This is a genomic window from Luteibacter aegosomatissinici (genome assembly GCF_023078495.1).
In the GTDB taxonomy this organism is placed as follows: Bacteria; Pseudomonadota; Gammaproteobacteria; order Xanthomonadales; family Rhodanobacteraceae; genus Luteibacter; species Luteibacter aegosomatissinici.
On record NZ_CP095742.1, the window covers coordinates 4,188,038 to 4,212,415 of the forward strand.

Annotated in this window: 18 protein-coding genes; 10 read left to right on the forward strand and 8 right to left on the reverse strand. The window is 61.6% G+C overall.

Annotation, left to right across the window (positions count from 1 at the left end; translation table 11 throughout):
- Window positions 1-82 precede the first annotated feature (82 nt).
- The 5 genes from L2Y97_RS18820 to L2Y97_RS18840 all read left to right on the forward strand — a co-directional run bounded on the left by L2Y97_RS18820 (window position 83) and on the right by L2Y97_RS18840 (window position 6,400).
- Window positions 83-946 carry an alpha/beta fold hydrolase gene (locus tag L2Y97_RS18820; protein WP_247429684.1) on the forward strand — a complete coding sequence of 288 codons (864 nt, stop codon included), beginning with the start codon at window positions 83-85 and terminating at the stop codon, window positions 944-946.
- A 171-nt stretch (window positions 947-1,117) separates the two neighbouring features.
- Window positions 1,118-2,677 carry a M56 family metallopeptidase gene (locus L2Y97_RS18825; RefSeq protein WP_247429686.1) on the forward strand — a complete coding sequence of 520 codons (1,560 nt, stop codon included), beginning with the start codon at window positions 1,118-1,120 and terminating at the stop codon, window positions 2,675-2,677.
- 89 nt (window positions 2,678-2,766) lie between these two features.
- Window positions 2,767-3,870, forward strand: a complete 1,104-nt coding sequence (locus L2Y97_RS18830) for a DUF6351 family protein (protein ID WP_247429688.1) — start codon at window positions 2,767-2,769, stop codon at window positions 3,868-3,870.
- 326 nt (window positions 3,871-4,196) lie between these two features.
- Entirely contained in the window at window positions 4,197-6,137 is a 1,941-nt protein-coding gene (locus L2Y97_RS18835) for a hypothetical protein (protein WP_247429689.1), read from the forward strand.
- A 2-nt stretch (window positions 6,138-6,139) separates the two neighbouring features.
- On the forward strand, window positions 6,140-6,400 hold the full coding sequence (locus L2Y97_RS18840; RefSeq protein ID WP_247429692.1) for a hypothetical protein: 261 nt from the start codon (window positions 6,140-6,142) through the stop codon (window positions 6,398-6,400).
- Here the strand turns inward: L2Y97_RS18840 and L2Y97_RS18845 are convergent.
- Both L2Y97_RS18845 and L2Y97_RS18850 read right to left on the reverse strand, forming a co-directional pair.
- Complete coding sequence (locus L2Y97_RS18845) at window positions 6,397-7,470, reverse strand: alpha/beta hydrolase family protein (RefSeq protein WP_247429696.1); 1,074 nt, start codon at window positions 7,468-7,470, stop codon at window positions 6,397-6,399. The two genes, L2Y97_RS18840 and L2Y97_RS18845, sit on opposite strands and share 4 nt — an antisense overlap.
- Window positions 7,471-7,481: 11 nt before the next feature.
- Entirely contained in the window at window positions 7,482-8,303 is an 822-nt protein-coding gene (locus L2Y97_RS18850) for an AraC family transcriptional regulator (RefSeq protein ID WP_247429699.1), read from the reverse strand.
- Window positions 8,304-8,542: 239 nt separating this feature from the next.
- On the opposite strand from L2Y97_RS18850, the gene L2Y97_RS18855 reads away from it, so the two are divergent.
- Complete coding sequence (locus tag L2Y97_RS18855) at window positions 8,543-9,121, forward strand: hypothetical protein (protein WP_247429702.1); 579 nt, start codon at window positions 8,543-8,545, stop codon at window positions 9,119-9,121.
- 319 nt (window positions 9,122-9,440) lie between these two features.
- Window positions 9,441-9,890, forward strand: coding sequence for a hypothetical protein (locus L2Y97_RS18860; protein WP_247429705.1), 450 nt, complete (start codon window positions 9,441-9,443; stop codon window positions 9,888-9,890).
- A gap of 9 nt (window positions 9,891-9,899) precedes the next feature.
- Here L2Y97_RS18860 and L2Y97_RS18865 read toward each other — a convergent pair whose 3' ends face one another.
- Window positions 9,900-10,811 (reverse strand): MASE1 domain-containing protein, encoded by a 912-nt coding sequence (locus L2Y97_RS18865; protein ID WP_247429707.1) that lies wholly within the window; start codon window positions 10,809-10,811, stop codon window positions 9,900-9,902.
- 220 nt (window positions 10,812-11,031) lie between these two features.
- Window positions 11,032-12,042, reverse strand: a complete 1,011-nt coding sequence (locus tag L2Y97_RS18870) for a zinc-dependent alcohol dehydrogenase family protein (RefSeq protein ID WP_247429709.1) — start codon at window positions 12,040-12,042, stop codon at window positions 11,032-11,034.
- A gap of 171 nt (window positions 12,043-12,213) precedes the next feature.
- Between L2Y97_RS18870 and L2Y97_RS18875 the strand changes: the two genes are divergently transcribed.
- Both L2Y97_RS18875 and L2Y97_RS18880 read left to right on the forward strand, forming a co-directional pair.
- The gene (locus tag L2Y97_RS18875) at window positions 12,214-13,125 is read left to right on the forward strand and encodes a LysR family transcriptional regulator (RefSeq protein ID WP_247429711.1); all 912 of its coding nucleotides are present in this window, start codon (window positions 12,214-12,216) and stop codon (window positions 13,123-13,125) included.
- A 223-nt stretch (window positions 13,126-13,348) separates the two neighbouring features.
- Entirely contained in the window at window positions 13,349-13,768 is a 420-nt protein-coding gene (locus tag L2Y97_RS18880; protein ID WP_247429713.1) for a hypothetical protein, read from the forward strand.
- A 108-nt stretch (window positions 13,769-13,876) separates the two neighbouring features.
- Here the strand turns inward: L2Y97_RS18880 and L2Y97_RS18885 are convergent, their stop codons facing one another.
- The 4 genes from L2Y97_RS18885 to L2Y97_RS18900 all read right to left on the reverse strand — a co-directional run bounded on the left by L2Y97_RS18885 (window position 13,877) and on the right by L2Y97_RS18900 (window position 23,227).
- Window positions 13,877-18,580, reverse strand: coding sequence for an autotransporter domain-containing protein (locus L2Y97_RS18885; RefSeq protein WP_247429715.1), 4,704 nt, complete (start codon window positions 18,578-18,580; stop codon window positions 13,877-13,879).
- Between the two features lie 323 nt (window positions 18,581-18,903).
- Complete coding sequence (locus tag L2Y97_RS18890; RefSeq protein ID WP_247429717.1) at window positions 18,904-21,555, reverse strand: T6SS phospholipase effector Tle1-like catalytic domain-containing protein; 2,652 nt, start codon at window positions 21,553-21,555, stop codon at window positions 18,904-18,906.
- A gap of 16 nt (window positions 21,556-21,571) precedes the next feature.
- Entirely contained in the window at window positions 21,572-22,144 is a 573-nt protein-coding gene (locus L2Y97_RS18895; protein ID WP_247429719.1) for a hypothetical protein, read from the reverse strand.
- A 162-nt stretch (window positions 22,145-22,306) separates the two neighbouring features.
- Window positions 22,307-23,227 (reverse strand): LysR family transcriptional regulator, encoded by a 921-nt coding sequence (locus L2Y97_RS18900; RefSeq protein WP_247429721.1) that lies wholly within the window; start codon window positions 23,225-23,227, stop codon window positions 22,307-22,309.
- Window positions 23,228-23,352: 125 nt separating this feature from the next.
- Here L2Y97_RS18900 and L2Y97_RS18905 point away from each other — a divergent pair, with 125 nt between their 5' ends.
- Window positions 23,353-24,273: an alpha/beta hydrolase gene (locus tag L2Y97_RS18905; protein WP_247429723.1), complete on the forward strand. Its 921-nt coding sequence runs from the start codon at window positions 23,353-23,355 to the stop codon at window positions 24,271-24,273.
- The last annotated feature ends 105 nt before the right edge of the window (window positions 24,274-24,378 follow it).

Genomic DNA, 24,378 nt, shown 5'->3' on the forward strand with positions numbered 1-24,378 from the left:
TCACCACGCCACGGCCAGCGGCGGTTCGCTGCAATACGCGATCGCCGCTGCGCCAGTTCGTTGGGTACCTGGGGAGGACGTTATGCGTCGACGTGATTTCCTGAAGACGGCCATGGCCGCCACCGTGATGGCAGCCGTACTGCCGCTTGAAGCCAAGGAAACGCCCCTGGCTTCCAATGAGCACTTCGCCGACGTCAACGGCCAGCACGTCTTCTACAGCGTGCATGGCACCGGCAAGCCGCTCATCCTCCTGCACGGCGGCATCAATCCGGATTGCTTCGGTGGGAACCTCGCCGAACTCGCCAAACACCGGCAGGTGATCACGCCACACCTGCAGGGCCACGGGCGTACACCCGATACCGCCCGGCCGCTGCGTTGCGAATCCCTGGCCGATGATATGGCCGCGCTCATCGGCCACCTGAAGCTCGATAAGGCTGATGTGATGGGCTATTCGCTCGGCGGCAGCGTCGCGCAGCAGATCGCCATTCGTCATCCACAGGTAGTGGACCGGCTCGTCATCGTCTCAGCGGTCATGAAGCAGGATGGCTTCTATCCCGATGTAGTGAAGGCCTTCCAGCAGATGGAGGCCAATGCGCCCAACGTCGGCCCCGGTGTGAAGGCATCGCCGTTAGGCAAGGCCTACCCCGATGTCGACTGGACGAATCTTTTCAGGAAGACCGGCGAAATGACCGCACACCCGTTCGACTGGAGTGCGGACGTCGCCCGGATCAAGGCACGCACGCTGCTGGTCTATGCCGATGCGGATGCCGTACGACCGGAACACATGGTTGAGTTCTGGAAGGCGCTGGGTGGTGGGCAGCACGATGCAGGCGTGGATGGCTCGCAGCGACCCAGCAACGAGCTGGCCATCGTACCGGGCACGACGCATTACACGTTGCCTGTGGAGCCGATGATGGCGGAGATGGTTGGGCGGTTTCTTGGGTAAGCCCGCTCCTACTAAACCCATAGTTGACACGCCCTCGCCGGCCGAGTTACTACTATCTTCATAGTAGGAACGGACCCAAGGGATGACTATCTCACTGGCGGATCGTGGAAAGGGGCTGATCCATCGCGTGCGTTGGCTGCTGGCCGAACGTTCCGCCACGGAGGCGTCCTGATGATTGCCTGGATGCTTTATGCGTTGATGGTGGGGCTTGTCCTGGCCGTCGCGGCATTCATGGTCGAACGGGCAGCAAAGGATCGTGGCGCATCGACGCGGTGGCCGTGGCTGGCTTCCCTGCTGGGATCGCTGGTGATGCCGGTGATCATCGCTTTTGCTTCGATACGGCTCCCTGGTAGCGCGGCAGACGGTAGGGCCTCAGCCCCGCTGCTGCTCAGTGACGCCACATCCATTCGAACACCCCTCACCCAGCTCCACCTCGACCATAGCCCGGTGTATGGGCTGTCGATCAGTGCCGACCAGGTGGCGGTTGATCTATGGATGGCGGCATCGGCATGCATGGCACTGATGCTTGTGCTTGGCGTGTTCTGGGTCGCGCGGCGCAGGCGCGGTTGGCGAGACGGTACGCTGCACGGCGAGCGTGTGTGCATCACGCCCGATACCGGGCCGGCCGTCATCGGTCTGCTGCGCCCGCAGATCGTCGTTCCCGAATGGCTTCTCACCATGAGCAAGGCACAGCAGGCATACGCCCTTGCCCACGAATGCTCACACCGGGAAGCCCGCGACCCACTGCTCATTGCGTTTGCCCTGGGCCTTCTCACGCTCATGCCGTGGAACGTGGCGCTGTGGTGGCAGTTCCACCGCCTGCGCCGTGCCATCGAGATCGATTGCGATGCACGGGTCCTCCAGGACGGTGGCGATGTCTCTGCATACTGCGAAACACTGCTCCACGTCGGCCAGCAGAAATCGCGGCACATCCCCCTGCTACCGGCGATGAGCGATTCGGCCTCGTTCCTTGAACTGCGCATGCGCCAGATGCTGCGCAAACCACGCAGGGGCGTGCGGGAATCGGCGGCGGTGTTGATCTGCCTTTCGATCGGCATGGCGGTGTTTGCCGCGCAGATCACCCCGCCTGACGTGCACCGCGCAGGGAATCTCAATCGCTATATCGGTTTCTATCAGGTCAGCCCTGTGTCGCTCGTCGAGGTGACGCAGGCCGATGGGGCGCTATCGGTCCGCATCACGGGACAGATGGCGGCACCCAAGCCATTCCGCCTCGTTGGCGCTGGCCATGACCAGTTCACGGTGCAGGGCAACGATGCCCTGGCGGTGCGCTTCGTAATGGATGGGTCGGGGTACGCCGTGCGCCTGGTAGCGACCCAGGGCGGACGTATCATCCTCGATCGGCCCCGCATTGACGATGTGACGGCGCATCGCATCAATGAGGCACTCGCCGCGCGCATCAAGGCACAGAAACCCTTCCCCGGCAGCGAGAAAGCGCTGCGCCTGCTGCTTAGCGACCCCGACAGTGGCGCTGGCATGAGCCCCGAGCTTGCCTTTGAACGCCAGCAGCAGAAGGCCGCACGCGAAAGCTATCTTGCGCGCATCGGTGCCGTGCAATCCTTCACATTTACCGGCGTGAACGAGTTCGGTGCAGATACGTATCGCGTCGTACGCACGAACGGCGACGAGACGATCATGCTGGTGGTCGATGCGGATGGCACGCTGGCGAACGCCGTCCGTTACTCGCCCATGGCTTCCCCACCCGATACCTGAGCCTATCCACCGCGCACGGTGGCCGCCGGCAGCGTTCTCGAGGCTGCCCGGGAAACCTTGCGCCCCGTTCCCGCCCTTGGAGTGATGAGATGACCGTGACCGCATGGCGCAACCTGACCGGATTCTGCGTGGCCCTGGCGCTGGGCGGCGCCGTCGTTTCCCCGCCGGCGCATGCCGCGAAGCCCGGCCATGGTGCGTACACCGGCACCTTGCAGGGTGCGCTCTACCGCATTGATGTGCCCGAGCACTGGAACGGCGATCTGGTCATGCTCATGCATGGCTACCAGCCCGTTGGCGCCCCGATCACGACGCCGATGACGGCGGCGGATTCAACGCCCGTGTTCCTCAAGAAAGGCTACGCCGTGGCCCAGAGCCAATACGCCTCGCAGGGCTGGGCGGTAAGTGATGCGATTGCGGACAACGAGCGGCTCCGCCAGCACTTCGTTCAGACCTACGGCAAGCCGGGGCACACGTATATCTATGGCTTTTCGCTGGGAGGGATGGAGGTCGCCTCCAGCATCGAGCGTTATCCGCACGCGTATACTGGGGCGATGATCACCTGCGGGTTGACCGTGTCCACGCCGGATATCCTGGCTCGTGGCGTGGTGACGGCCCTCGTGGCCTTTGATGCGTTGATTCCGAGCGTCATTCCCGATCTGGCGGCGCCGGATTCACCGCCTGCCATCTCGCCCGACGCCATCGAAGCCGCGTTGAAGGCACACCCGGCGGAAGCCGCCATCCTGGCGAAACGCCTGGAGGAGAAGCCGGAAACCCTATCCGGCACCCTGGGCCTGTATTACATGGTGTTCCGCGAACTCGAGAAGCGCGCCGGCGGCATGCCGGTCGATAACCGCAAAGAAGTCTATGAGGGCTTCGGCGACGATGCCGCGTTCAATCGCAAGGTGCATCGCTATAGCGGCTCACCGAAGGCGATGGCGTATGCCCGGCAAAACGCCACGCTCACCGGCCATATCGGCACGCCACTCGTGATGCAGTGGAACGCCTTCGATCCGACCATCACCACGCGGTTCCATGCGGTGTATCCGGAGCAGATCAAAGCTGCGGGTGATGGCCAGTGGCTGACCGTGCTTGATCCCGTGGGTGATGGCCATTGCGAGTTCACCGATGAGCAGACGGCTACTGCGTTTGACACGCTGGTGCGCAAGGTCGGAGCGAAGTCCAGCAAGAACTAATGCCGCACCTCATGGAAGACCTCGATGGCCGCTGCGAGCGCCGATTCGCGCGCCCGACCGAATCGCCTCTCGCTCGCAGAAAGCCAAGATCGCGCTCGCGATGTCATCAAATTGGACACGTCTCTGCGGCCAAATATCACAGCGAGGAAATGAGCTACTCGATCTCCCACTCTTGAGCGGGTAAATCTACTTACGACATCTGACATGTCGAGAGGGAGATTTCTCAAGCGTAGGCTCCCTTCCATGACACCCAAGTCAAGGCGGAATCCTTCATTGCCACTAGGGTGAGCGGATTACCCAATCAGGCGATAGAGTGGAGGCCCACGATGGCAACGATCTCACTAGGACGAGTGGCGCGATGGGCCGGGCTCGTGTTGCTAGCACTGTTCTGCACTGCGGTCGCATTCATTTGTATTCGCACATATCGGCTCGATCGTGTCGAACTAAAGGAGACGTTGCGGGACGAGGTCGTTCAGCTAGACATCGCTCGCCAGATGCTCAACCGCGGACGTATACCGTACGACTGGGATGCGGCAGCCTATCTCAATGAAGGGGTTATCAATCGCATCCTCGATACCTATCAAGGGACAACTTTTCAGATTAAGCAGTTACCGAATGTCACCTTCGAAATTGAGTCACTTGATGCCGATATCCAGCCTGGTTCAACTCAAGTCGAGGTGGCCTTGCGAGCAAGCTACTCAACGAATGACACAATTAGCGCTCGGGTCCACGGAAAGGCGTTACTGATACTCAAAGCGATAGAGACGTCAAGAGACCCAGGCATGGCGACGGCACTATTCCGCATCTCAATGCTTGACCTTAAGCCATCCTTATCGTTTTACATCCTCGACTTAAGAGCATCGGATTTGCTGCAGAACGTTGCATCGGCGCACGTCGCTGAAGCTTTAGGCCAAGCTCTAATTGTGCGTCTTCCTTTAAGAGTGCCAACACATAGCGACGTCAAGGTAGACTCCGACGACGAAGTGAAGCTGGCTAACACTAACTTCAAGCTCAAGCTAACGATGCCGGTCACGACCATTGGTCAATCGGTTGAGTTCGCAATGCCGCTATCCATAGGAAATGGCATCTGGCTTCTGGTTAGAGACGGACCAGCCTTTCAACCACTGGATCCCGCCTTACTATCGTCGGACCCCGTTGCGCTTCGCCAGACTATAGATCGACTTCAGCGAGACATCCAATCGAAGTCATCAAACGTAGTCACACCCAAGTCAGATGTAGCGCTTTGGCTTGGTAAATCACTCCTTCAACGCCCACTTCTCGAATTCGGCTCTTTAGCGCCGGAAAGCCGCCGTGTTCACGCTGAGGCTCACGATCTTCATGGAACCCTCGTCGACGCCACCGCAAGCGTTCTAGCGCACGACAATGTCGGTCTAACGATGACCTTGGCGTCGACATCAGGGGACTTGCAGATCGACTCAGTACAGCCAATTTGGCACACGGAGGATGGACTGCACGCAGCCATTCACGTAACAGCGCGCGCGAGCGCCGTCGTGAAGGCAGTCATCGGAACTGTCGTTGGCGGCGGCATTTCAACCGACTCAACACTAACTGGAGAGGCTCAACATACGCTCGATATTAGACTTGCCCTAAGACCGATTCAGGCAGTTGATCAAACAGCCATCATGTTCGGCCCTTTGTTCTCATGCCAGAATGTTCCAGTTCTGATTGAGACAACCGGAGATCTGAGACTCGGCTTAAGACTTCCCACTCTTTTGCTAGCTTCGCCAGCCTCAGGATCGGTACTTATTGATACAGTTGCCAGATATCAAAAGCGAGGCTTAGGCGCGCGAGGATCTCTGAAGGAGGGAGACACGAATGGGAGCATTCGCTCAACGTGGAGCGACCTGAGAAGTTCCGTAGAAAGGGAAGGCTATCTCGCGACGGCGAACTTGAATATAGCGGCTATTCCTGACGCAGATGTACCGAAAAGCACCGGGAGCATCGGCGCATTTCAAGGCGAATGGAAACGACAGACTCAGCCCAAGTGTCCGAAGAAAGACGACCCGGAGGTCCTTTTCGCCGGACAGAAATTTGGACCCAATAATGACTTCGTCAAGGCGGCTTTACTGATTTTCGACAGATTAAAGCAGGCAAACGCGGTCGTTGTCGTATCGTGGGACCGCTTCACGCGGGTCGTTAAGAAGCCTTCTGACATCGACGACGTGGGCAAAGAGGTCTTAGGTGATGTGAAGAAAGCCGTTGACAAAGCGTGGCACGACCTAACTCACCCTCATATCCATCTTTAGCCATGCGGAAGGATAAGCTAAACGCCACGCTCACCGGCCATATCGGCACCCCACTCGTCATGCAGTGGAACGCCTTCGATCCGACCATCACCAGGCGTTTCCATGCGGTGTATCCGGAGCAGGTCAAAGCCGCGGGCGGTGGTCAGTGGCTGACCGTGCTTGATCCCGTCGGCGACGGCCATTGCGAGTTCACTGATGAGCAGACGGCTACCGCGTTTGACACGCTGGTGCGCAAGGCGGCGGGGAAGCCTGGCAAGGATTAATGCCATGCCTGCTGGAACACCTTGATCGCTGCCGCAAGCGCCGCTTCGTGCGCCTGCGCCTGGTGGTTTGCCTGGGCGCATTGCGGTACGGCTTTCTTTGCGGGCGGCTGGCAATCACCCAGGAAATCGTAGTGCGTGGCGCCGGCCAGGCGCTGCTCCGTCGCACCCGGTACTAGCTGCGCGACCACATCGGCATTGGTGGCTGGTGGTGCGACGGTATCCGCGGTGCCTACCAGGATAGAGACAGGCACCTGCATGCGGCGCAGGGAATCCGGTGCGATGGCCTGCACGATGGCCGGGGCCATGACGAATACGGCACGGACGCCGGGAATGGCGTGATCCGCGGCAGCGTCCTTGAAGCGTGCCTGCATGGCCGGATCCTTCAGCCACTTGCCGATGTCACGGGCGGTTAGGTCGGGCGCTTCGAGCTGCGGTGCGCACACGCCGTCGTTGGGGTGCTTCTGGCAGAAGTCGGCGAAGTGCTGGACATCCACGCGTGCGCCGCCAGCAACGAGAGCCGCAAAGCCACCCGCCGAGAATCCCGCCACGCCAAGTCGTTTCGCATCGATATGTGGCGAGAGTTCCGGATCGGCCTGAATGGTGTTCCACGCGGCCTTGAGGTCTTCGGCGCGCTCCCACCACCATGCCGCGCCGTTACCCGTGATCAGGCCGCGGCCGTTGCTTCCCGGGTGGTCTACGGCGATGACGACGATGCCGGTGCGCGCGAGTGCCGTGCCAAACCAAGCCATCATGCGAGCGGTACCGCCGAAGCCGTGGGAGAGCAGCACCACGGGGTACCGGCCTTGCGCGGGTGGTGCATCGTCGGCGGCACTCCCCGTTTTGAACAGGGGGGCGTTATCCGGACCGATCACACGCAGGGTTTCGTGGGCACCTTCTTTTGCGGGGTACCACACGGTGATCGCCACCTTGGGTGAGCCATCGGCATTGCGCAGTGCCGCCGTAGGGGTGGTCGTGGTGCGGTGGGTTTCGCCCACGGCGGCCACGGCTTGCCCTGCCAGCGCGAACAGGACGAGGGCGATGAAGCTTCGACTCAAGCTCATTTGAAACATGTTGGATTCCCTTATTCCACGGGGACACAGATATCGACACCGCCATAGCCCGTCGTGGGATCGAAGGCGGCGTCGTAGCGTTCAAAGTCGGGGGCATCGACGGGGGTGTAACCCGCGGCGGGCAGCCAGTCGCTCAACAGCGCGTGCCAGGTGCGGGGGATCGAGCCGATGTGGCCTTCGTGGCGGGCCACGAGGTAACGCTGCTGCGGCAGGCGCAGGCGGCGGTAACCGTTAGGTGCCTGGCCGAAGTGCTCCACCTCGTAGCCCGCGAGGTAATCAAGCCGCCCTTCCCCATCGGTGGCGCTGCACACGCCGTAGGTGTAGCGGCAGCGGTCCAGCGACTGCTCGGTGTGCAGGCGCTGCCACTGCGATGGAATGCCTGCGGTATCGCTGGACAGGTACGAGGCTTCGATACCGGTCAGCAGCAGTGGGCCGATCACTTCCGTGCGCAGCTCAGGGGCCGGGCCTACGGGCTCTTCCATGACGCGCACTGGAGCGAGAATGGCGAGGCCATCGAGGTGGCCACGCTTGCGCACCTCTTCCGGCGGCAGGCCGAAGGCATCGCGGAAGGCGCGGGTGAACGCCTCGTGCGAGCCATAGCCCGAGGAAAGGGCAAGGGGCAGGATATCCGGCGCACCGGCAGCGAGCTCCGCCGCCGCCTGGCTCAACCGACGTACGCGGATGTAACGGGCCACGGACCAGCCAGTAGCCGCACGAAACAGCCGCGCCAGGTGGAAAGAAGAGATACCGGCCGCACTGGCGACATCACCCAGCGAGAGTTCTTCGCTGGAGTGACTTTCGATGTACCAGACTGCGCGTTGGACTGCCGGCATATGCCCACTCCGTCGTGTCAGGAGATCATAGAGGGCCTGAGGGGTACGCATTTGATAAATCTTGCTTGCGATGGCGTACGCGCCTGACCGGGATCACCAGTTCGGAACGAACGAAGCACATGCCACAGGGCCGTGAGACCAAGACTGCCTAATTACACCCCTAGTGCGACTGACCGATGCTGCTACGCTCCCAATAGGCACTGTGTTCGCACACATCTATCCATGTAGGCCAGTGAAGAATGAATAAGCGAAAGATCGCTCGATTGATGTGTCAGCGTATTGAGGGTCTTAAGCAATCCGGGGGGTATTTCTTCCACGGAGAATTCGAGCACGTATTGCGGGGTGTCCTCCTCGAATACGTGCCGCGTGGCATGCATCTATGGCATTTCAGGTTCCCGTTGCTTGATTTCTTCGGGGAGAACCTGCTCTACAGCAATCGTTTTTCTTCCGGCGGATTTATTGCGAGGGACGAGCTTCTTGAAGAAGCCATCGTGGATCGCGTACTGGCACACCCAGAACTGACGGATGCCCTTCGTCCTGGGCCCCCGACGAGCTTGCAGGCTTTCTTGCAATTTCTGGATGGATCAGAAGCGATGCTCAACCCACATGCACATCTTGTGTATGCGTCCGGGCTGGTTCTGGATTGGCAGGGTGCACGGGCGATAGACGTCATGGAGCAGATCCTTCCGCAACTGTCCAAACGTGATGTTGAGCATTGCCATAGGCTCCAGGCCGAACTTCGGCAAGGTGCCGACACGGCAATCGCGCTTCTGGACGAAGTGCGGCAGAAGAACCTCCGAGCGTTTGGCCTCACCTGACCTCAGCATTCAACGCAGAGTGGCCGCTCGCGACGCTTAGGTCCACGCCTAAGCGTCGCGAGTCGAATTATGGCGCAGATGCAATGCTCGGGAGGACGACGATGACCTTATGCTCTTCCATCCAATTAGCTCGCACTATCCCTGAAGCCATCGAGGCCCTCGCAGAACGCGTGGCGAATCGTTAGATCGTTCTTACCCTAACCTTGCCGAATCCGCGTAGCGCAAACCCATTCCAGACCACGTATTTGCCGGATATCGAAAGCAAAGACAGCGCTGTCGCACGCTACGCTAGTCGGACCATTCCGACCATGGAGGTCTTATGCGCGTGTACGTCCGTCGTACCTTGCCGGTGTTTGCCCTGATGACCGGGCTCCTTGCTGGCTCTGCCGCTGCCGCTTCGCCGGCTGTTACCGGTCTCGGCCAGTCCTGGCCCAACACCACCGATGTCAGCGCCAGCCCCAACTGGCACGTCTATGTGTTTGTACGAGGGAATACCCGGTATATCCAGATCAATGATGCACAGGGTGTGGTGCGTGGGGCGTTTGCTCGTACGCCTTACACCGTGGTGGGCCTGCCTGTGGGCACGGATGCCGGCAATCTGTCGACGCCGGACGAGCCGTTGCCTGCGCCGGCTAGCCGCGTGTCTACCCAGGTGTACAGCGGTGACGGCATCCAGGTCTTCGTGGCGCCGCAGACAGATGGCACGGCACGGCTGATGGCCGTGGGGGGCGACTGCAAGGGTGATCCGATCGAGTGCAACAAGGGATAAGCCTGAGGCTTACCCCTCTTGCAGTGCGGGCTGGGCGGCAGGTTTAGGCAGGCCGCCCAGCAGCAAGGCCGCCGAGAACGCCAGGGCGAGCGCGGCCTGGCAGTAGATGAGCGCTGGATCGCGCATGGTGTCGCTGGTGAGTGCCATGGCGAGACTCGCCGCTGAGCCGGCAATCGCAGCACCGTGCCAGCCATACCGCCAGGCCAGGCTTAGCATCGGCAGAATCATGCCCAGGCGCAGCAGCTGCAGGGTACCGGGCATCTCAGCGCTGTTAGCCTGGATCGTCAACACGACGAGCACCGGCACCAGCCACACACAGACATCCCGGAACAGCGGGCTGTGCCAAAACATGCGGAAGGTGGGTTCGGGCGCCATGCGGTCCTGCACGGCCAGCACAACCGGTGCGAGGGTGAGCCCGCCGAGGAAGCCGCCCAGGAGATAGGCACTGAAGCCGACGCCAATGCTGCCCCAGGGTGCGGCTTCGGCCGGCATGTAGGTCAAGGCGACCCATAGCGATGCCGTGTCGCGCAACGCACTGAGCAGTGCGCATAGCAGCGTGGCGACGATGACATAACCCATGCGGATGCTGCCATCCGGCGCGCGTACCGTGCCCCAACGGCGCAGGGGTTTCATAGCGGCCATACAGACGACGATCTGGGGTACGCCCGCGGCAAGCACCCATACCGGCCCGAACTTGTGCACCCAGGCCAGGGCGTTTTCCATCACCGGGAGGAATTCACCTACGGCCAAGGCGGGCCAGAAGCGCATCGGCACCAGCAACAGGCAACACAGCCGGAAGCCCACCGTGAGCTCCCAATGGGAGACGCTGAGCTGAAAAGCGACCCGATAGAAGGCGGCATAGGCAGCCGCAACAGCAAGATATTGTCCCCAGACCAGCCAATGCTTCGTGCTTTTGGTCACGCCACTTCCTTTAGCGCCTCAAGATGAGATTCAAAGGGTGGCAGAAATGGAAGGCCAAATCCTGCTGTAAGTCGCAGTTATCGGGCTAAGTGGCACTCGGTGCCGAAAAAGCGTCACGATTGACGGATCGGTATCCCCAATTATGGGGAGGCGACACCACGACAAGCAACGGGATGAATTGTCTGAGGCGAAGGCGTGGGGAGGCGCCTTCGCCAGGGGATCAGTCGATCTTGATCACAATTTTGCCGAAGGCGCCGCGGGTGAGATGCTCGTAGGCCTCACGTGCCTGGTCAAAGCTGTACACCGTGTCGATGACCGGCCGGATAACATGGTCATTCAAGAAGGCGTTCATGCGTTCGAATGAGGTGCGCGTTCCTACCGCGATGCCGCGGATCGTGGTCTGCCGAAAAATCAGAGGCATCAAATCCAACGCCGCGGTTTGACCGCCAAGGAAGCCGATCTGCGCGATCTTCCCGCCCGCCTTGGTCGCCTGCACCGACTGGTTGATGCCATCGCCACCGGCGACATCCAGGACGACGTCGGCGCCCAGTCCGTCCGTGAGATTCAGTGCCTCTGTGTCCCACGCGGGCGTCTTGCGATAGTTGATCAGGGCGTCGGCGCCCAAGGCAGCGATCTTGGCCAGATTCTCGTCGTTACTGGACGTCGCGATAACGCGCGCCCCCAGGGCCTTTGCAATCTGCACGGCAAACACCGAGACGCCGCCGGTACCCTGCACTAATACGGTCTGGCCGGCCTTGATATCGGCGTAATCGACCAGGGAGTACCACGCGGTCAACGCCGCGATGGGAAGGGTCGAGGCCTCCTCGTCGGTCATGTTGCCAGGTGCCGCTACGGCGCTGGTCTCGTGGATGATCATGAATTCCGCAAGACCACCGGGAAGCGGCATACCCACGCAGTGCGCCGGCGCGTCCGGCAGAGGGGCCCCATCAATCCACGTGGAGTAGAGATGGGAATTAACGCGGTCACCCACCTTGAAGCGGGTGACGCCCTCGCCGATGGCCACTACCGTGCCAGCGGCGTCGCTGACCGGAATGAGCGGCTTGGGCACACTGGCAGGCTCATAGATCCCATCGACAATGGCCTTGTCGCGGAAGTTGAGCGACACCGCGCCTACCTTGACTAGCAATTCACCTGGCTTGGGCGTCGGCGTAGGCGTTTCACCGGGCTGGAGGTTATCGAGACCAAAGTCGTTCAAGAGCCAAGCTTTCATGGAGTTCTCCGAGAGTGGAAAGGCCGTGCCCTACAGGCAGTGCCGACACGGAAATTCTTCGCCCTTCGGTGCTCTCGATAAATGCCCTGTTGTTGTCAAGATTGTTGTTATCAGCGATAACAATCAGACGCAACCGCGCCGTTGCCCTTCCTCCGCAGGCCGTGATCCGATATGGAACTACTCGACTCGATACGCGTCTTCAGCAAGCTCGCCGAGTTGCGCAGCTTCACGCGCGTCGCGGATGCCATGCAGATCAGCCGACCCAAGGTGACCCTGGTCATCAACCAGCTGGAGGCGGAGCTGGGGGTCAGGCTTTTCCAGCGCACGACCCGCATGGTCAACCTGACGCCCGCCGGTGAAGCCTTTATGGCCAAGGCCGAAGAGGTATTGGCCGTGGTCGCCGAGGCCACCACCATGTTCGGCGCCAACGATGGGGCGGTCACGGGGCGCCTGCGGCTCGATTTACCTCCGGCGTTTGCCGTGCGTGCCGTCATCGAGGCACTGGGAGACTTTCGTCGCACGCATCCAGGCATCGTGTTGACGCTGGGCGTGAGTGATCGAACCGTGGACCTGGTTGCTGAGGGCGTGGACTGCGCCATCCGTATGGGCGAGCTCCCGAGTTCCAGCCTTGTTGCGCGCAGGCTGGGAGGTGCGCGCATGATCACATGCGCATCGCCCGCCTACCTTGATGAGTGGGGCGAGCCGATCCACCCCGACGACCTCGTCTCACACACCGTCGTGAACTTCCAATCGGGCATCAACAAGCGCGTACTGCCTTGGCAGTACGTAGTGAACGACGTCGAACGCAGCGTGACGTATCCGAGCCCGATTCTGGTGAACGACTCCACGGCCTATGTCGAATGCGCAGTCGCCAGCCTGGGGATCGTACAAGTGCCGGGGCTACTGGTTGATCAGCAGCTGCAGCGGGGAGGACTTGTGGAGATACTCAAAACGTATCGGCCTCCGGCGCGCCCCGTCGCCTTACTGCTCCCCACGCGTACCTTTGTTGCCCCGCAGGTACGCGCGTTTGCCGACTGGCTCCAGAAACGCTTCGCCTCGCTCGATCGCACGTGGTTGGAGTGACGACCTCGGCCAGGGGCTGCTGGCATAGATAGTGAAACGATTATTCAGACAAGCCATGCAGGGGTCGTCCCACGATGCCGGAACGGGCTCTTTGCAACTGAGCGACCCTGCCCCCGCGGTGGAGGTCATGCCCGCGAGCGCTTGCACCTTAAACCGCTGCTTGCAATGCGCTGGTTCGATGCCGAGAATTCGCTAATTGTCGGCACGGAATAGAAGAGGCTCCATGATTCGGGCGTTGGCGGCAGTGGTCTTTCTCGGTGGTTCCCTTGCGGCGTTTGGCCAGGGGGCGTTTACCGCCGGCGGCGACGACCAGGCTATCGTCGTCAACCAAGGGCAGCCATCGCCCTGGCTCCGTGCCGAAGTCCGCCAGGGTGAAGCCACGCAGGGTGGCTCGACTCATATGTATACCTACCTACATCTTCAGAAGCCGATCAATTTTTCGGCGTCCTCGCAGAAGGACAATTTCTCGCAGAACGCCTACCACGTGTATGACCTGTCGTTCTCTTCGAACGATGCCCAGCTCGCCTCGCACCTGAAGGCAATGATAGGTAAGACGGTCTCCGTGCAAGGGCTTGTCACGGCGTCGCCAACCGGGAAAAGCCCGACTGAACTGCATATCGCAGTAACAGCCCTGCAGCTCTGACGACCAACCCGCTCACACGCCTTCTTTGGCGTTGCCGGCCGCGCGATAATTAGTTCTCGTCGCGAGCCGAAAGGCATGCGCCTCCTTTAGGCGGCGCATGCTCTGTCATCACGGATCGAATTTCTTCTCGATGCCAAGCAGGATCGACTGGTTGTCCTTGCTCGTGTTGTCCAGGTAGTTCTGGTACTCCATGCGCAACAGCCAGCCTTTCAACGTCTGCAGCGCCACGCCCACGCCCACCATCGTGTGGTTACGCGACTGGCTGGCCAACGTTGCCTGGTACAGCGGACCTTGCAGCGAGTCGGCATAACGCATGGTGGCCGTGCTCGAACCCTGCATGTCGTGACCAAACTCCGCACGCAGCTGCGGTGACCACACGCCGTAATCGCGCCTGGCTGTCCACTGCGCCAGCAGGCCAAGGGTTCCCGTGGCGGTCTTCACCGTCTGGCCCTGGTACGTCAGCGCATAGACGGAATCACCAGATTCCGTGTAGCCCTCCAGCTGCGCGCGCGCCACATCCAGGCGGCCGTACGGCGTCAGGGTCATGTCATCGGCCTGATGCTGGTATCCCACCGAGATCGAACCGAACCACTGCTTGCCATCGCGGCTACCATGCACCGTGCCACCGTCATCGGTGACATAGCGGCGCGCGTCGTAATCCAGCCACTGATAGCCGAGCAAGCCATCCACGTAGACCGAATCGGCCGGGTGGTAGCTGCCATACAGCACAGCATTATAGGCATCCACGGAGCTGCGGCTGTTGTGCTCGCCGACGTCGGAACGGTCGTGTCCGTAGCCCACACCAAGGCCCGCGGCGAACGTGCTGCTGAATGCCTTGTCCACGCCCATGCTGACGCCGGAGGTGGTGAAGTCGATACCGTTGTCGCTGGTACCGGCCTGCATCTTGCCGAAGTTGATGGCACCACCGGTCCACACCGCGATGTCGCCCGGCAAGCTGCCGCCAGCGGACCTACCGTCGGCGGCAGGGGTAGGCGTCGCATCCGGCTGGACAAGGAAACGCGCATTGCCCGTCGTATCCACGCGATACAGCGGATCCGCTCCGTCAGGCCCATTCATCCCCTGAAGCCGGCGCGAGTTGCTTGCCGAAGAAACCGTCAAGCCATTGCTGAAGCCACTGGCGCCGCCGCCACTGTGCAAGGTCTCCAGGCGACGCTGGAAGTTGCTGATCTGGCCGGTGGCCATGCGCCGTGCGGCTTCCGCCTGCGCGTCCAGCACGCCGAGCACTTCCGGATCCTTCGACGGGTCGCTGCGCGGCGTCACCGTCACGGTGACCGTGCCCGGTGTGGATTCCGCATACGCGTTGCTCAGCGTGTACATGATCTGCGCCGAACCACCGAAGGCGGGTGCCGCGTTAAACGAAAGCACGTAGCCATCGGCCGTGGACTGAATGCTGGCGGCACCCGCATTGCTCGGGGCGATGGAAACCACCTTCGCCGCCGTAAACGGGCCGCCGTGCGCCGTAGCGGTCAGGTTCACCGCCACGCTGTTGCCTGCGACAACGGTACCGGCCAGCGACGGCGCTACCGGCATCGGGTTAACCGTCAGCGCGACGTGGGCCGGTTGCGATGCACCAAAGACGTTGCTCACGGTGTAATCGAAGCCAAGCGACCCCGAGGCATCGGCCGCCGCGGTGTAGACGATATCGGTGCCCTGCACCACGGCCGTGCCCGATGTGGGCGGCGTGACCACCGCCGCAGTGGTGAACGGGCCATTGGTCGCATTGGCTACCGCGTGGATCGTGACCGACTTGCCGGCAAGCAATGTCGCGGCCTGCGCGCTGGCCGTGGGCACAGCGCCTGGCACCACGGTGATTGCCACGCTCGCCGGTGCCGATGTACCACCCGGCCCTGTCGCGGTGTACTGCAACGTATCGCTACCGAAGTAATCGTGCGTTGGCGTGTAGACGATATTGAGGCCATTCACGACCGCCGTGCCATGCGCGGGTGCCTGGCTCACCGTCACGCTCGTGACCGGGCCACCCTGGCTGGCGACCGGGATAGTCACAGCACCATTGGCCGGCACAGAGGTGCTGCCGTTCACCACGATAGGCACCGCCTGGCCAACCGCAACCGAGTATGCCTGGGCACCCTGGAAGCCGTTGTAGTCGGTTGCAGTCACCGTGACGTTGAACGCCCCTGGGACTGTCGGCGTACCCGACACCACGCCGCTCGGGGCGAGCACCAGACCGGGCGGCAAGGTGCCTGTGCTTACCGCAAAGTGGTAAGGCGCCGTACCACCGGATGCGGTAAGCGTCGTCGTGGCATAGGCCACGGCCACCTTGCCTTGCGGCAACGTCGAAGGAGTCAGCGCAACCGCCGGCGCGTTTACCGTCAGCTGATAGGTTTTGGTCGCGGTCTGCGACGCCGCATCGATCACCCGCATGGTGAAATTGAAGACGCCTGCGGTGATCGGGGTACCGGCGATGGTGCCCGCGCTGCTAGGTGTCATACCGAGCGGAAACGTGCCAGCGATCAGGTTGTAGCTGTAGGGCGCGGCACCACCTGAGGATGACAGCGTGAGGGAGTACGCGGAACCACCCGTCGCCGTAGGCAACGGGCTGGGTGTTGCAAACGACACAGCGCCGCCTGGCACTACGATCTGGAACGTCTGGGTGACCTGGGGTGCCGGGGTGAACGAAGAGTTACCCGCCTGGTCGGCGTGGATCGTGCAGTTACCCGGAGAAATCGTCGTCAGCTGGCCTCCCGTGGTCACGGTGCACACACTCTGCGTGCCCGACGTAAAGGTCACCTGCAACCCGGACGTTGCCGTGGCCACCATGGCCGGCGTCGTACCAAAGTTCTGGGGGCCTGGGTTGTTGAACGTGATGGTCTGCGACGCTATCGGGGTCACACTGTTAGACGCGGCCGATTCGCCACCCGTGCCCTGGCTGTTCCTGGCAACCACCTTGAACGTATAGGGAACGCCGTTGGTCAGGCCCGGCACGGTCACGGGGCTGCCACTGCTCGTGCCCGTGATGCCGCCGGGGTTCGATGTTGCGATGTATTCCGTGATCGGTGCGCCACCGTTGCTTGCCGGCGGCGTAAACGAGACGGTGGCCTGGGTATCGGCAGCGGTCGCCGTACCGATGGTCGGCGCACCCGGCAATACAGCGGTAACAGCAAACGTCTGCGTCACCTGCGGAGCCGCGGCATAGGTGGTGTCACCCGCCTGGTTGGCATTGATGATGCAGTTGCCGGCGCCGACAAGCGTCAGCGCACCACCCGAGGTAATGGTGCAAACGCCAGCGGACGATGTACTGAACTGCACCGACAGCCCTGACGAGGCCGAAGCGGTAAGCGTCTCCGACGTGCCGTACTGCAAGGATCCCGGGTTATTGAATGTGATGGTCTGTGCGGCAAGCATCTGCACGCTGTTCGACGCGCCTGATTCGGGGCTCGTGCCGGCACTGTTCTTTGCCGTTACCTTGAAACTGTAGTTGTTGCCCGCGGAAAGACCCGTGATGGTGATAGGGCTGCCCGAGGCGGTTGCTGTCAGATTGCCCGGCGTCGATACGGCGGTGTAGGTCGTAATCGGCGAACCGCCGTCATCGGACGGCGGGGTAAAGGCCACCTGAGCCTGGCCACTTCCGGCGGCGCCCGCTGTAGCGGTGCCGATGGTCGGTGCCTGCGGGGCCACTGCAGCGATGGTCACGCTGTATGCCTGGGTGCCTGTTGAGGAGTTTGCATCCGTGGCTGTTACGGTAAAACTGTAGGTGCCGGCCGTGGTCGGTGTTCCACTGAGTACACCGCCCGTCGTAAGCGTAAGCCCCGGTGGCAGCTGGTTAGTGGGTACCGAAAAATTGTACGGCGAGGTACCGCCCGAGGCGGTCAACGAGGTACTGGGATAAGCCGCGTGGACCGTGCCGTTCGGTACCGTGGCAGGCGACAGCGTAATGGTTGGCCCGTTGACGGTAAGCGTGAGTGCCTTCGCCGCCGAATGATAGGGGCCCCCACCCGTCGAGTGATCCGAGGCCGTCACGGAGAAACTAGCCGTGCCTGCGGCAGAGGGTGTACCGCTCAAAACACCCGTATTGGGATCAAGGACGATACCGCTAGGCAGTTGCCCCGACGTGACGGCGTAGGTGTACGGCGCCGTGCCACCCGAGGCACCCGCGATGCTCTGGCTATAGGCAACCGCGAACGTTCCGTCAGGCGGGTTGGCCGGTGCGTAAGTAATCACCGGCGCAGCGACTGTGATCGATACCGTCGCCGGCAACGACGTACCCGAGGCGTTCGTGGCCGTGTACGTAACCTGGTCGGCACCGCCGTATCCCGCCGTGGGCGTGTAAAGAATCGACGCACCACTGGTGCTGGCCGAGCCATGGGACGGGGCCGAGGTGATCGTCACCGAGGTCGGCGAACCGGTTACCGTTAACGGTAGATTGTTGTTGGTGCTGCCGTAGGCAACGATCACCGAATTGGACGTACCCGTCGGCGGGGAGCCGCCTGTGATCGTAATGTTGAAGACAATGTTCTGGCCGTTGTCATCTGTCACGGTGAACGTATCGGAGGATGACCCATCCCCACTGTTGTTGTAGATGAGAGTGGGCTCGTCGAACAGCAAGCTGCCATGCGATGGATTGGCAATAGCTGGTGACGAGAAGCCATAGTCGGCGCAGGAGAAGGTGGCCGAGCCCCCTTGCCCGATGGTCGCAGACTGTGGCGATGTGCATACCGCCCATGCGCTCTTCGAGAAACCAAAAAGAAGCAGGCAAAGCGCTACGAAGCGCAACCCGCTGAAGGATTTGCCGGTCCGGCTCGCCGGCCGGCGGTCTCGCGACATCGTTTCCATCGTATGTTCCCCTAAGCCAGACCCACACGAAGCGCGCTCGCAGGCACTGCGAAGGCGTCTGACGGTCGATGTGGCATTCCCCCTAACGTGGCTGACGGCACCTGCCGCCTAACGAACGTCGTCAAACACGGGACGTTAGGCGCACGACCACGGCATGTGTACCCCCGAAATTGGGGGTACAGGTCCCATGCGTCCGTCCCATGAGGCCCGGCACGCCATCGCACCTCAGCGATTTCGCGACATCGAGGGACCGTCTTGCGACTGTGCCTGCTGCTGGCTCAAGGCTTGCTGTCGGTCCCAGTAACGTCGTGGTGGATCAAACTTCACCGCGACATCCCCCTCCCCATACTCTCCTGCTGCTGCCTCTCCAGCGTCTGCTGCTGTGCGATCGCCTTGTCCTGTTCCAGCACCTGGAACTGCTGCATGGCGGCCGGCCATTGCGCAGCACTCTGCTCCATGGGAGTGGTCGCTTCGTTTGTAGGTACCTTGGTTTGCAGGTCGAACAGGTGGTCTTTGCGGCCGGGTGGTGTCTGTACGGCCCAGAGTCTGCTGCCGTCGTCCGAGAGCGCTATCTGGTCGATACGGGAGAGTCCATCCTTGCGCGCCTGGACGGTCAGGGCCGATGCGAGGTTGTCGGTGTATTGATCGGGGGTACGGCCAAGGGTCTTGTCGAGGTTGGCGACGTGCGCGCGCGCCTGCTTGAAGAGCTCGTGGTCTGGATGTGACTTATCGTCCAGTCGGGTCGGCTTCGCTGGCGGTGCCATGCTTGCCCGATCGATCGACGCCAATTCGTCGTTGACCTTACGACTGGTACCCCTCGCGACTTCGGATCCCCGGTCGAGCTCCTCCTTCAGATTGTCGGTGGCATGCCGCGCGCCGAACAGGCTGGGCGATGACCAATCGCCGGACCGGTCGTGGGTATAGGTATGCCCATCGGAGGCGAGCACCTTCTCCGTAGGGGCCAGCGTCGCGTGCTGGACGGCCTCCGGGATCTTGCCCAGTTCGTGCCAGCGCTCCTGCTCGTAAACCGCCAGATAGCGCTCGGCGACGCCCAGGGGTGACTGGGCGATGTTCTCCTGGATGATCTTTTCGGCACTCGCCTCGAGCTCAGCCGCCCGTTGCGGTGACGCGACCTCGACGTGTGAACGCGACATACCGTGCTCGAGCCACTGGTCGGTGATGTGTCGCGACCACGCCTTGGTCTCCGTGTCACGGACCCATGGCACCGCGTCGGTCGTGCGCGAATCGTGTTCCGATGGCGGTTGCCGGTAGGGGTCCTTGGGCTGGTATTCGTTGGCGAGCGCCAGCTCAACCGCGGTATTGCTCGCCTGGAACGAGAGCCGGCGCGAGAGCTCAGGGCTGGCTATGACGACCTGCCCCCGCGGATGATCGGGAAGTGCCGGTAGGCGTTGTGACCAGCCATGGGTCGTGTCGAGCGTCCATGTATTGCCTTGGGCATCCCGCTGGTTATGGATACGGTACTGGTCGTACTCCTTTGCCAGGCGCTCGCCTGCTACGCCGCCCACGATGCCGCCGATACCGGCAGCGACCAGCGCACCAGGACCGGTTTCGACGCCAGCGGCACCCGCCGCCGAGGCAAACGCGGCTGCACCTGCCCACCCGCCGGCATTGCGCCCCGCGAAATGGACCACCTGCGACATCGCCCCGGCGTGGTTACCCGATTCGAACGCATCGGCCGCTGCGCTACCGCTAGCAACGACATCGGCAACCGTCGCACCGACACCCACCACGCGCCCCACGGCGCCCGCATACGAAGGCCCCCTCCCCGCCTCCGCAAGCTGTGCCGCAGTCGGCCGGGCGAAGCTGAGATGCGGGTTCGGTTCAGTCGTAGGCGGGCCAATCGGAATGGGCCGCGTCGGCATGGCGAGGTGAGGATCGAGTTCAGCCGGCTTCTGCGGCCAGGAGCCCGCACCATTCGCATGCTCCGGCGCCAGCACCAGGTTCGTACCACTCGGTGTACCGCGTACGCCCACGCGAGGGTCCAGGCGGAAGATGTGCTGCCCTTCCACCGAGCGATGCAGGACATTGAACCGCGTGTCCGTCGGTTCGAATTCCTTGACCAGGCTCGGGGTTTCGTTGAACGCGGCGAGATAATCGCGCATCAGGTTGCCCGACCGGATCGACAGTCCGTTTCTCAGGTAGCCGCCACCAACGTCGGAATGGGCACCCGGCACGGTAATGTTGAGGAAGCGGCCATCGGCCGATAACCCGGGCTGGATGATTTGATCGGAGGGGAACGACGCGCGGAACTCATCCTTTGCCGTGATCTGGAAGCCAGATACAACGGATGAAGGGAGGCGGCGATCGAACTGCATGGGGACGCCGGTCGCTACCGGGTCGAAGATGCCGATGGCGTTGGGTACTTGCTCAGCCGGAGTAATAAAACGCCTCTTGTAGGCGCCGCCTTCCCACACGACCTCGGCCGACGTGTCCGGTATCCCACGTTCATGCAAGATGTTTGCGAAACCGGCAGCTTGACTGGCACCCCGGCTAAAGCCGATCGTTTGAACGCTGACCTTTATCCCAGGCGTCTCCGCGCGCCACTCGTTCGCTTTGGCGACCAAGCGCTCATATGCTTTCTCGATATTGTCTTCGAACGATGCCCCCGTGGCGCTGTCGTAGCCACGCTGTAGGCGGCTTCCGGTTGTCCCTGGCCCCTCTATGTAAATAACGTGGACCCGCGCGTCGTGCCGCGACAACGCATCGAACTCATCGCTGATCTTGGCTACGTTCGTTGCATGGTCGGGATCGGTGTACTTGTTGTTCCCAGTTCCGTCAAACGCGACGACAACGAGGCGATCCGTGGAACTGCCTGCGTGAAGGAACGTAGGCGCCTTGAACCTCGAAAGTTCGTCGCTCGCATCCTTGAATCGTGCTAAGTGTTCCGGCTTGGCGTAGTCATGCCCACCGGCGTCGATCGGCGCGCCATCTGCGGCCTCGATTTTCTTGTCCATGTTGAGCTCTCCGTGCTCAGTAAGTGTGCTTCCACGCCAACACAGGGTCGATACGCTTTTGTGTGTAGGGATCTCCTGGAACCTGCTCTTCTTCGGTGGCAATCAGTGCCTTCATGTAGACACTCACCGTCCGGTCATCCAATTCGACGAGGACCGCTGGGGTCACCGGCTCCCTGGAGAGCGACTTGAGCCAAGTCTCCTTGACCTGTTCGCGAGAAACGTTGTGCAGGACCAGCCTGTCCTTGAAGAGAAAGTCCAAATCCACGGACACCTGGAATTGCGTGTTGTCTAGAGATGTCCAGGCAAGCTCGACCGGCCCGGGAAACGTCTTCCCGTTTTTTGGCGTGATGATGTTCTCGCGACTCCAAAGAACACGCCGATCCTCAGGCGGCGGCCCGGACGGCTGCTCAAAGACCTGACCGGTCCAGTCCTTTTTCTGCGTACCGAACTGGTAGTTGTTGTACAGAAAGCTGCACGCGAGCGTGTTGAAACACGCCGCCGAAAAGGTGTGCGTGTAAAAGCGGATGGGCCAAGGCTCCTTCCCATAGAGGGGGCCTGCCATCCGTCGAGCCGATTCTTCCGATCGCATTAAGATCCTCCAGATCTGTAGTCCATAGACAGCAATTCTAAGTTCCGGCGCGAGTCTAGCCTCGAAGACCATCACAAAACTACGCGAATATTCTGAAAGTTAGTGAGGATGTTCGGGGATCGGCACATAGATCGCCGCGGCGTAACCGCAACGATCACATCCCTAACCAAGCACAATCTCCTCCCGCTTCTCCACCAGGAAGTCCATCAGCGCACGCATCTTCGAAGGCATCTGCTCACGCGTCGGCACGTACAGATAGAACCCTGCCTGCGTGTGGGTAAATTCACGAAGCACACGCACCAGACGTCCCTCCGTCAGATAGCGTTGGACGGCTATGTCGATGTTCTGGATAAGGCCAAGGCCGTTGAGCGCTGCGCGGGTCATGCCTTCATCGTCGTTGGTGATGAGGTTTCCCGTGACCGCTTGTGTGAAGTGCTGGCCGTGTTTGCCACGCTCATTGAAGTCCCAGTCGTGGACGGCACCACTGCCGGAGTATCGGTAGTTGATGCAGTTGTGGTGTACGAGATCATCCGGCGTCGTGGGTACGCCGTGGCGTGCGAAGTAAGCGGGCGCTCCCACCACCGCCATTGATAAGGTGGGTGTGATGGGTACGGCAACCACATGCTCCGCGAGGCTTCGTCCCAGGCGAATGCCGGCATCGCATCCGTCAGCCACGATGTTGGACAGTGGCTCCGCCATGACCAGTTCAAGCCGCAACTTCGGATAGCGCGTGTAGAACTCCGCCAGGTGCGGTTCGATAAGCGCCTTCGCCGCCATGCGCGACGTGTTGAGCCGGATAAGGCCCGATGGCGTGCCACTGGCATCACCCACGCTGCGCACCGCATTTTGAATGTTCCCCAGGGCAGGCTGCAGGGCATCGAAGAGCTGCTGGCCTGCTTCGGTCAACGACATATCACGCGTCGTCCGATAGAGCAGCGCGACTCCCAGCTGCTTTTCCAGCGCCTTCAGGTTCTGCGATAGCGCCGCCCGGGTGATCCCCATCTCCTCCGCCGCCTTCGTGAAGCTGCGGTGCTGAGCCACATGGACGAACCAGGCCAGGGAGGGGAGCAAGGAAGGATTCATGGAAGATTGTAAAGCTGTGTTTACGAGTGATGTACAGATTAGGCGCTTTATGCCCACAGATTCCAGCCGTACATTGAAGTCCTGTACCGGGCGGCATCCGCCCGACCCCTCACAGGAGACGTACCGTGGCATCCAACAAGATCAGCATCCCCAACCGCAACGGCAACGGCATCACCCTGTCGGCCGTCATCAACTATCCCGATGGCTTCGATGCCGGCAAACGCTATGCCGCCGTGGTCGTCTCACACCCGGGCGGTGGCGTGAAGGAACAGACCGCCGGCACCTACGCCAGGAAGCTGGCCGAACAGGGTTTCGTGACGATCGCCTATGACGCTTCCTACCAGGGCGAAAGCACCGGCGAGCCGCGCCAGCTGGAGAACCCCTACGTGCGCACGGAAGATGTCAGCGCCGTGATCGATTACCTCGACACCCTCCCCTATGTGGATAACGACAGGATTGGGGCCATGGGCATCTGCGCCGGTGCTGGGTACACCGCCAATGCCGCGATCAACGACGGCCGGATCAAGGCCGTGGGTACGGTCAGCATGGTCAACATCGGCCAGATGTTCCGCAACGGTTGGCAGAACACCATCACCGATGCGGATGCCATCCCTGTGCGGAACATGGGATCCGATGCACGCAGGGCTGCCGCCGACGGCAGCAAGGATGGCATCTTCCCACTGGCACCCATGCGTGAAGAAGACGCGCCCAACGCCGAATTGCGCGAAGCATGGGAGTACTACCACACGCCGCGCGCCCAGTACCCCACCGCGCCCGGCTACATGACCGCACGCAGCCTCGACCAGATCATTACCTACGATGCCTACAACAAGGCCGAAGCCTTCCTGACCCAACCCTTGCTCACCGTGGTGGGCAGCCAGGCGGGCAGCAAATGGATGAGTGACGACCTGATGCGCCGTGCGGCGAGCGCGGACAAGCAGCAGTACATCGTCGAAGGGGCCAATCACATGTCGATGTATGACGGAGCCGACTACATCAACGAGGCCATTGGGCAGCTCGCGCCGTTCTTTCAGAACAAGATGTGATGAGCCGGGATGGATCGAGCCCGCGGCAAGATCCGGATGGTGGCTAACGCGGTCGATCCGCACCATGGCGGCATCCACACACGGAGCACCCGTCATGCAGAGCCC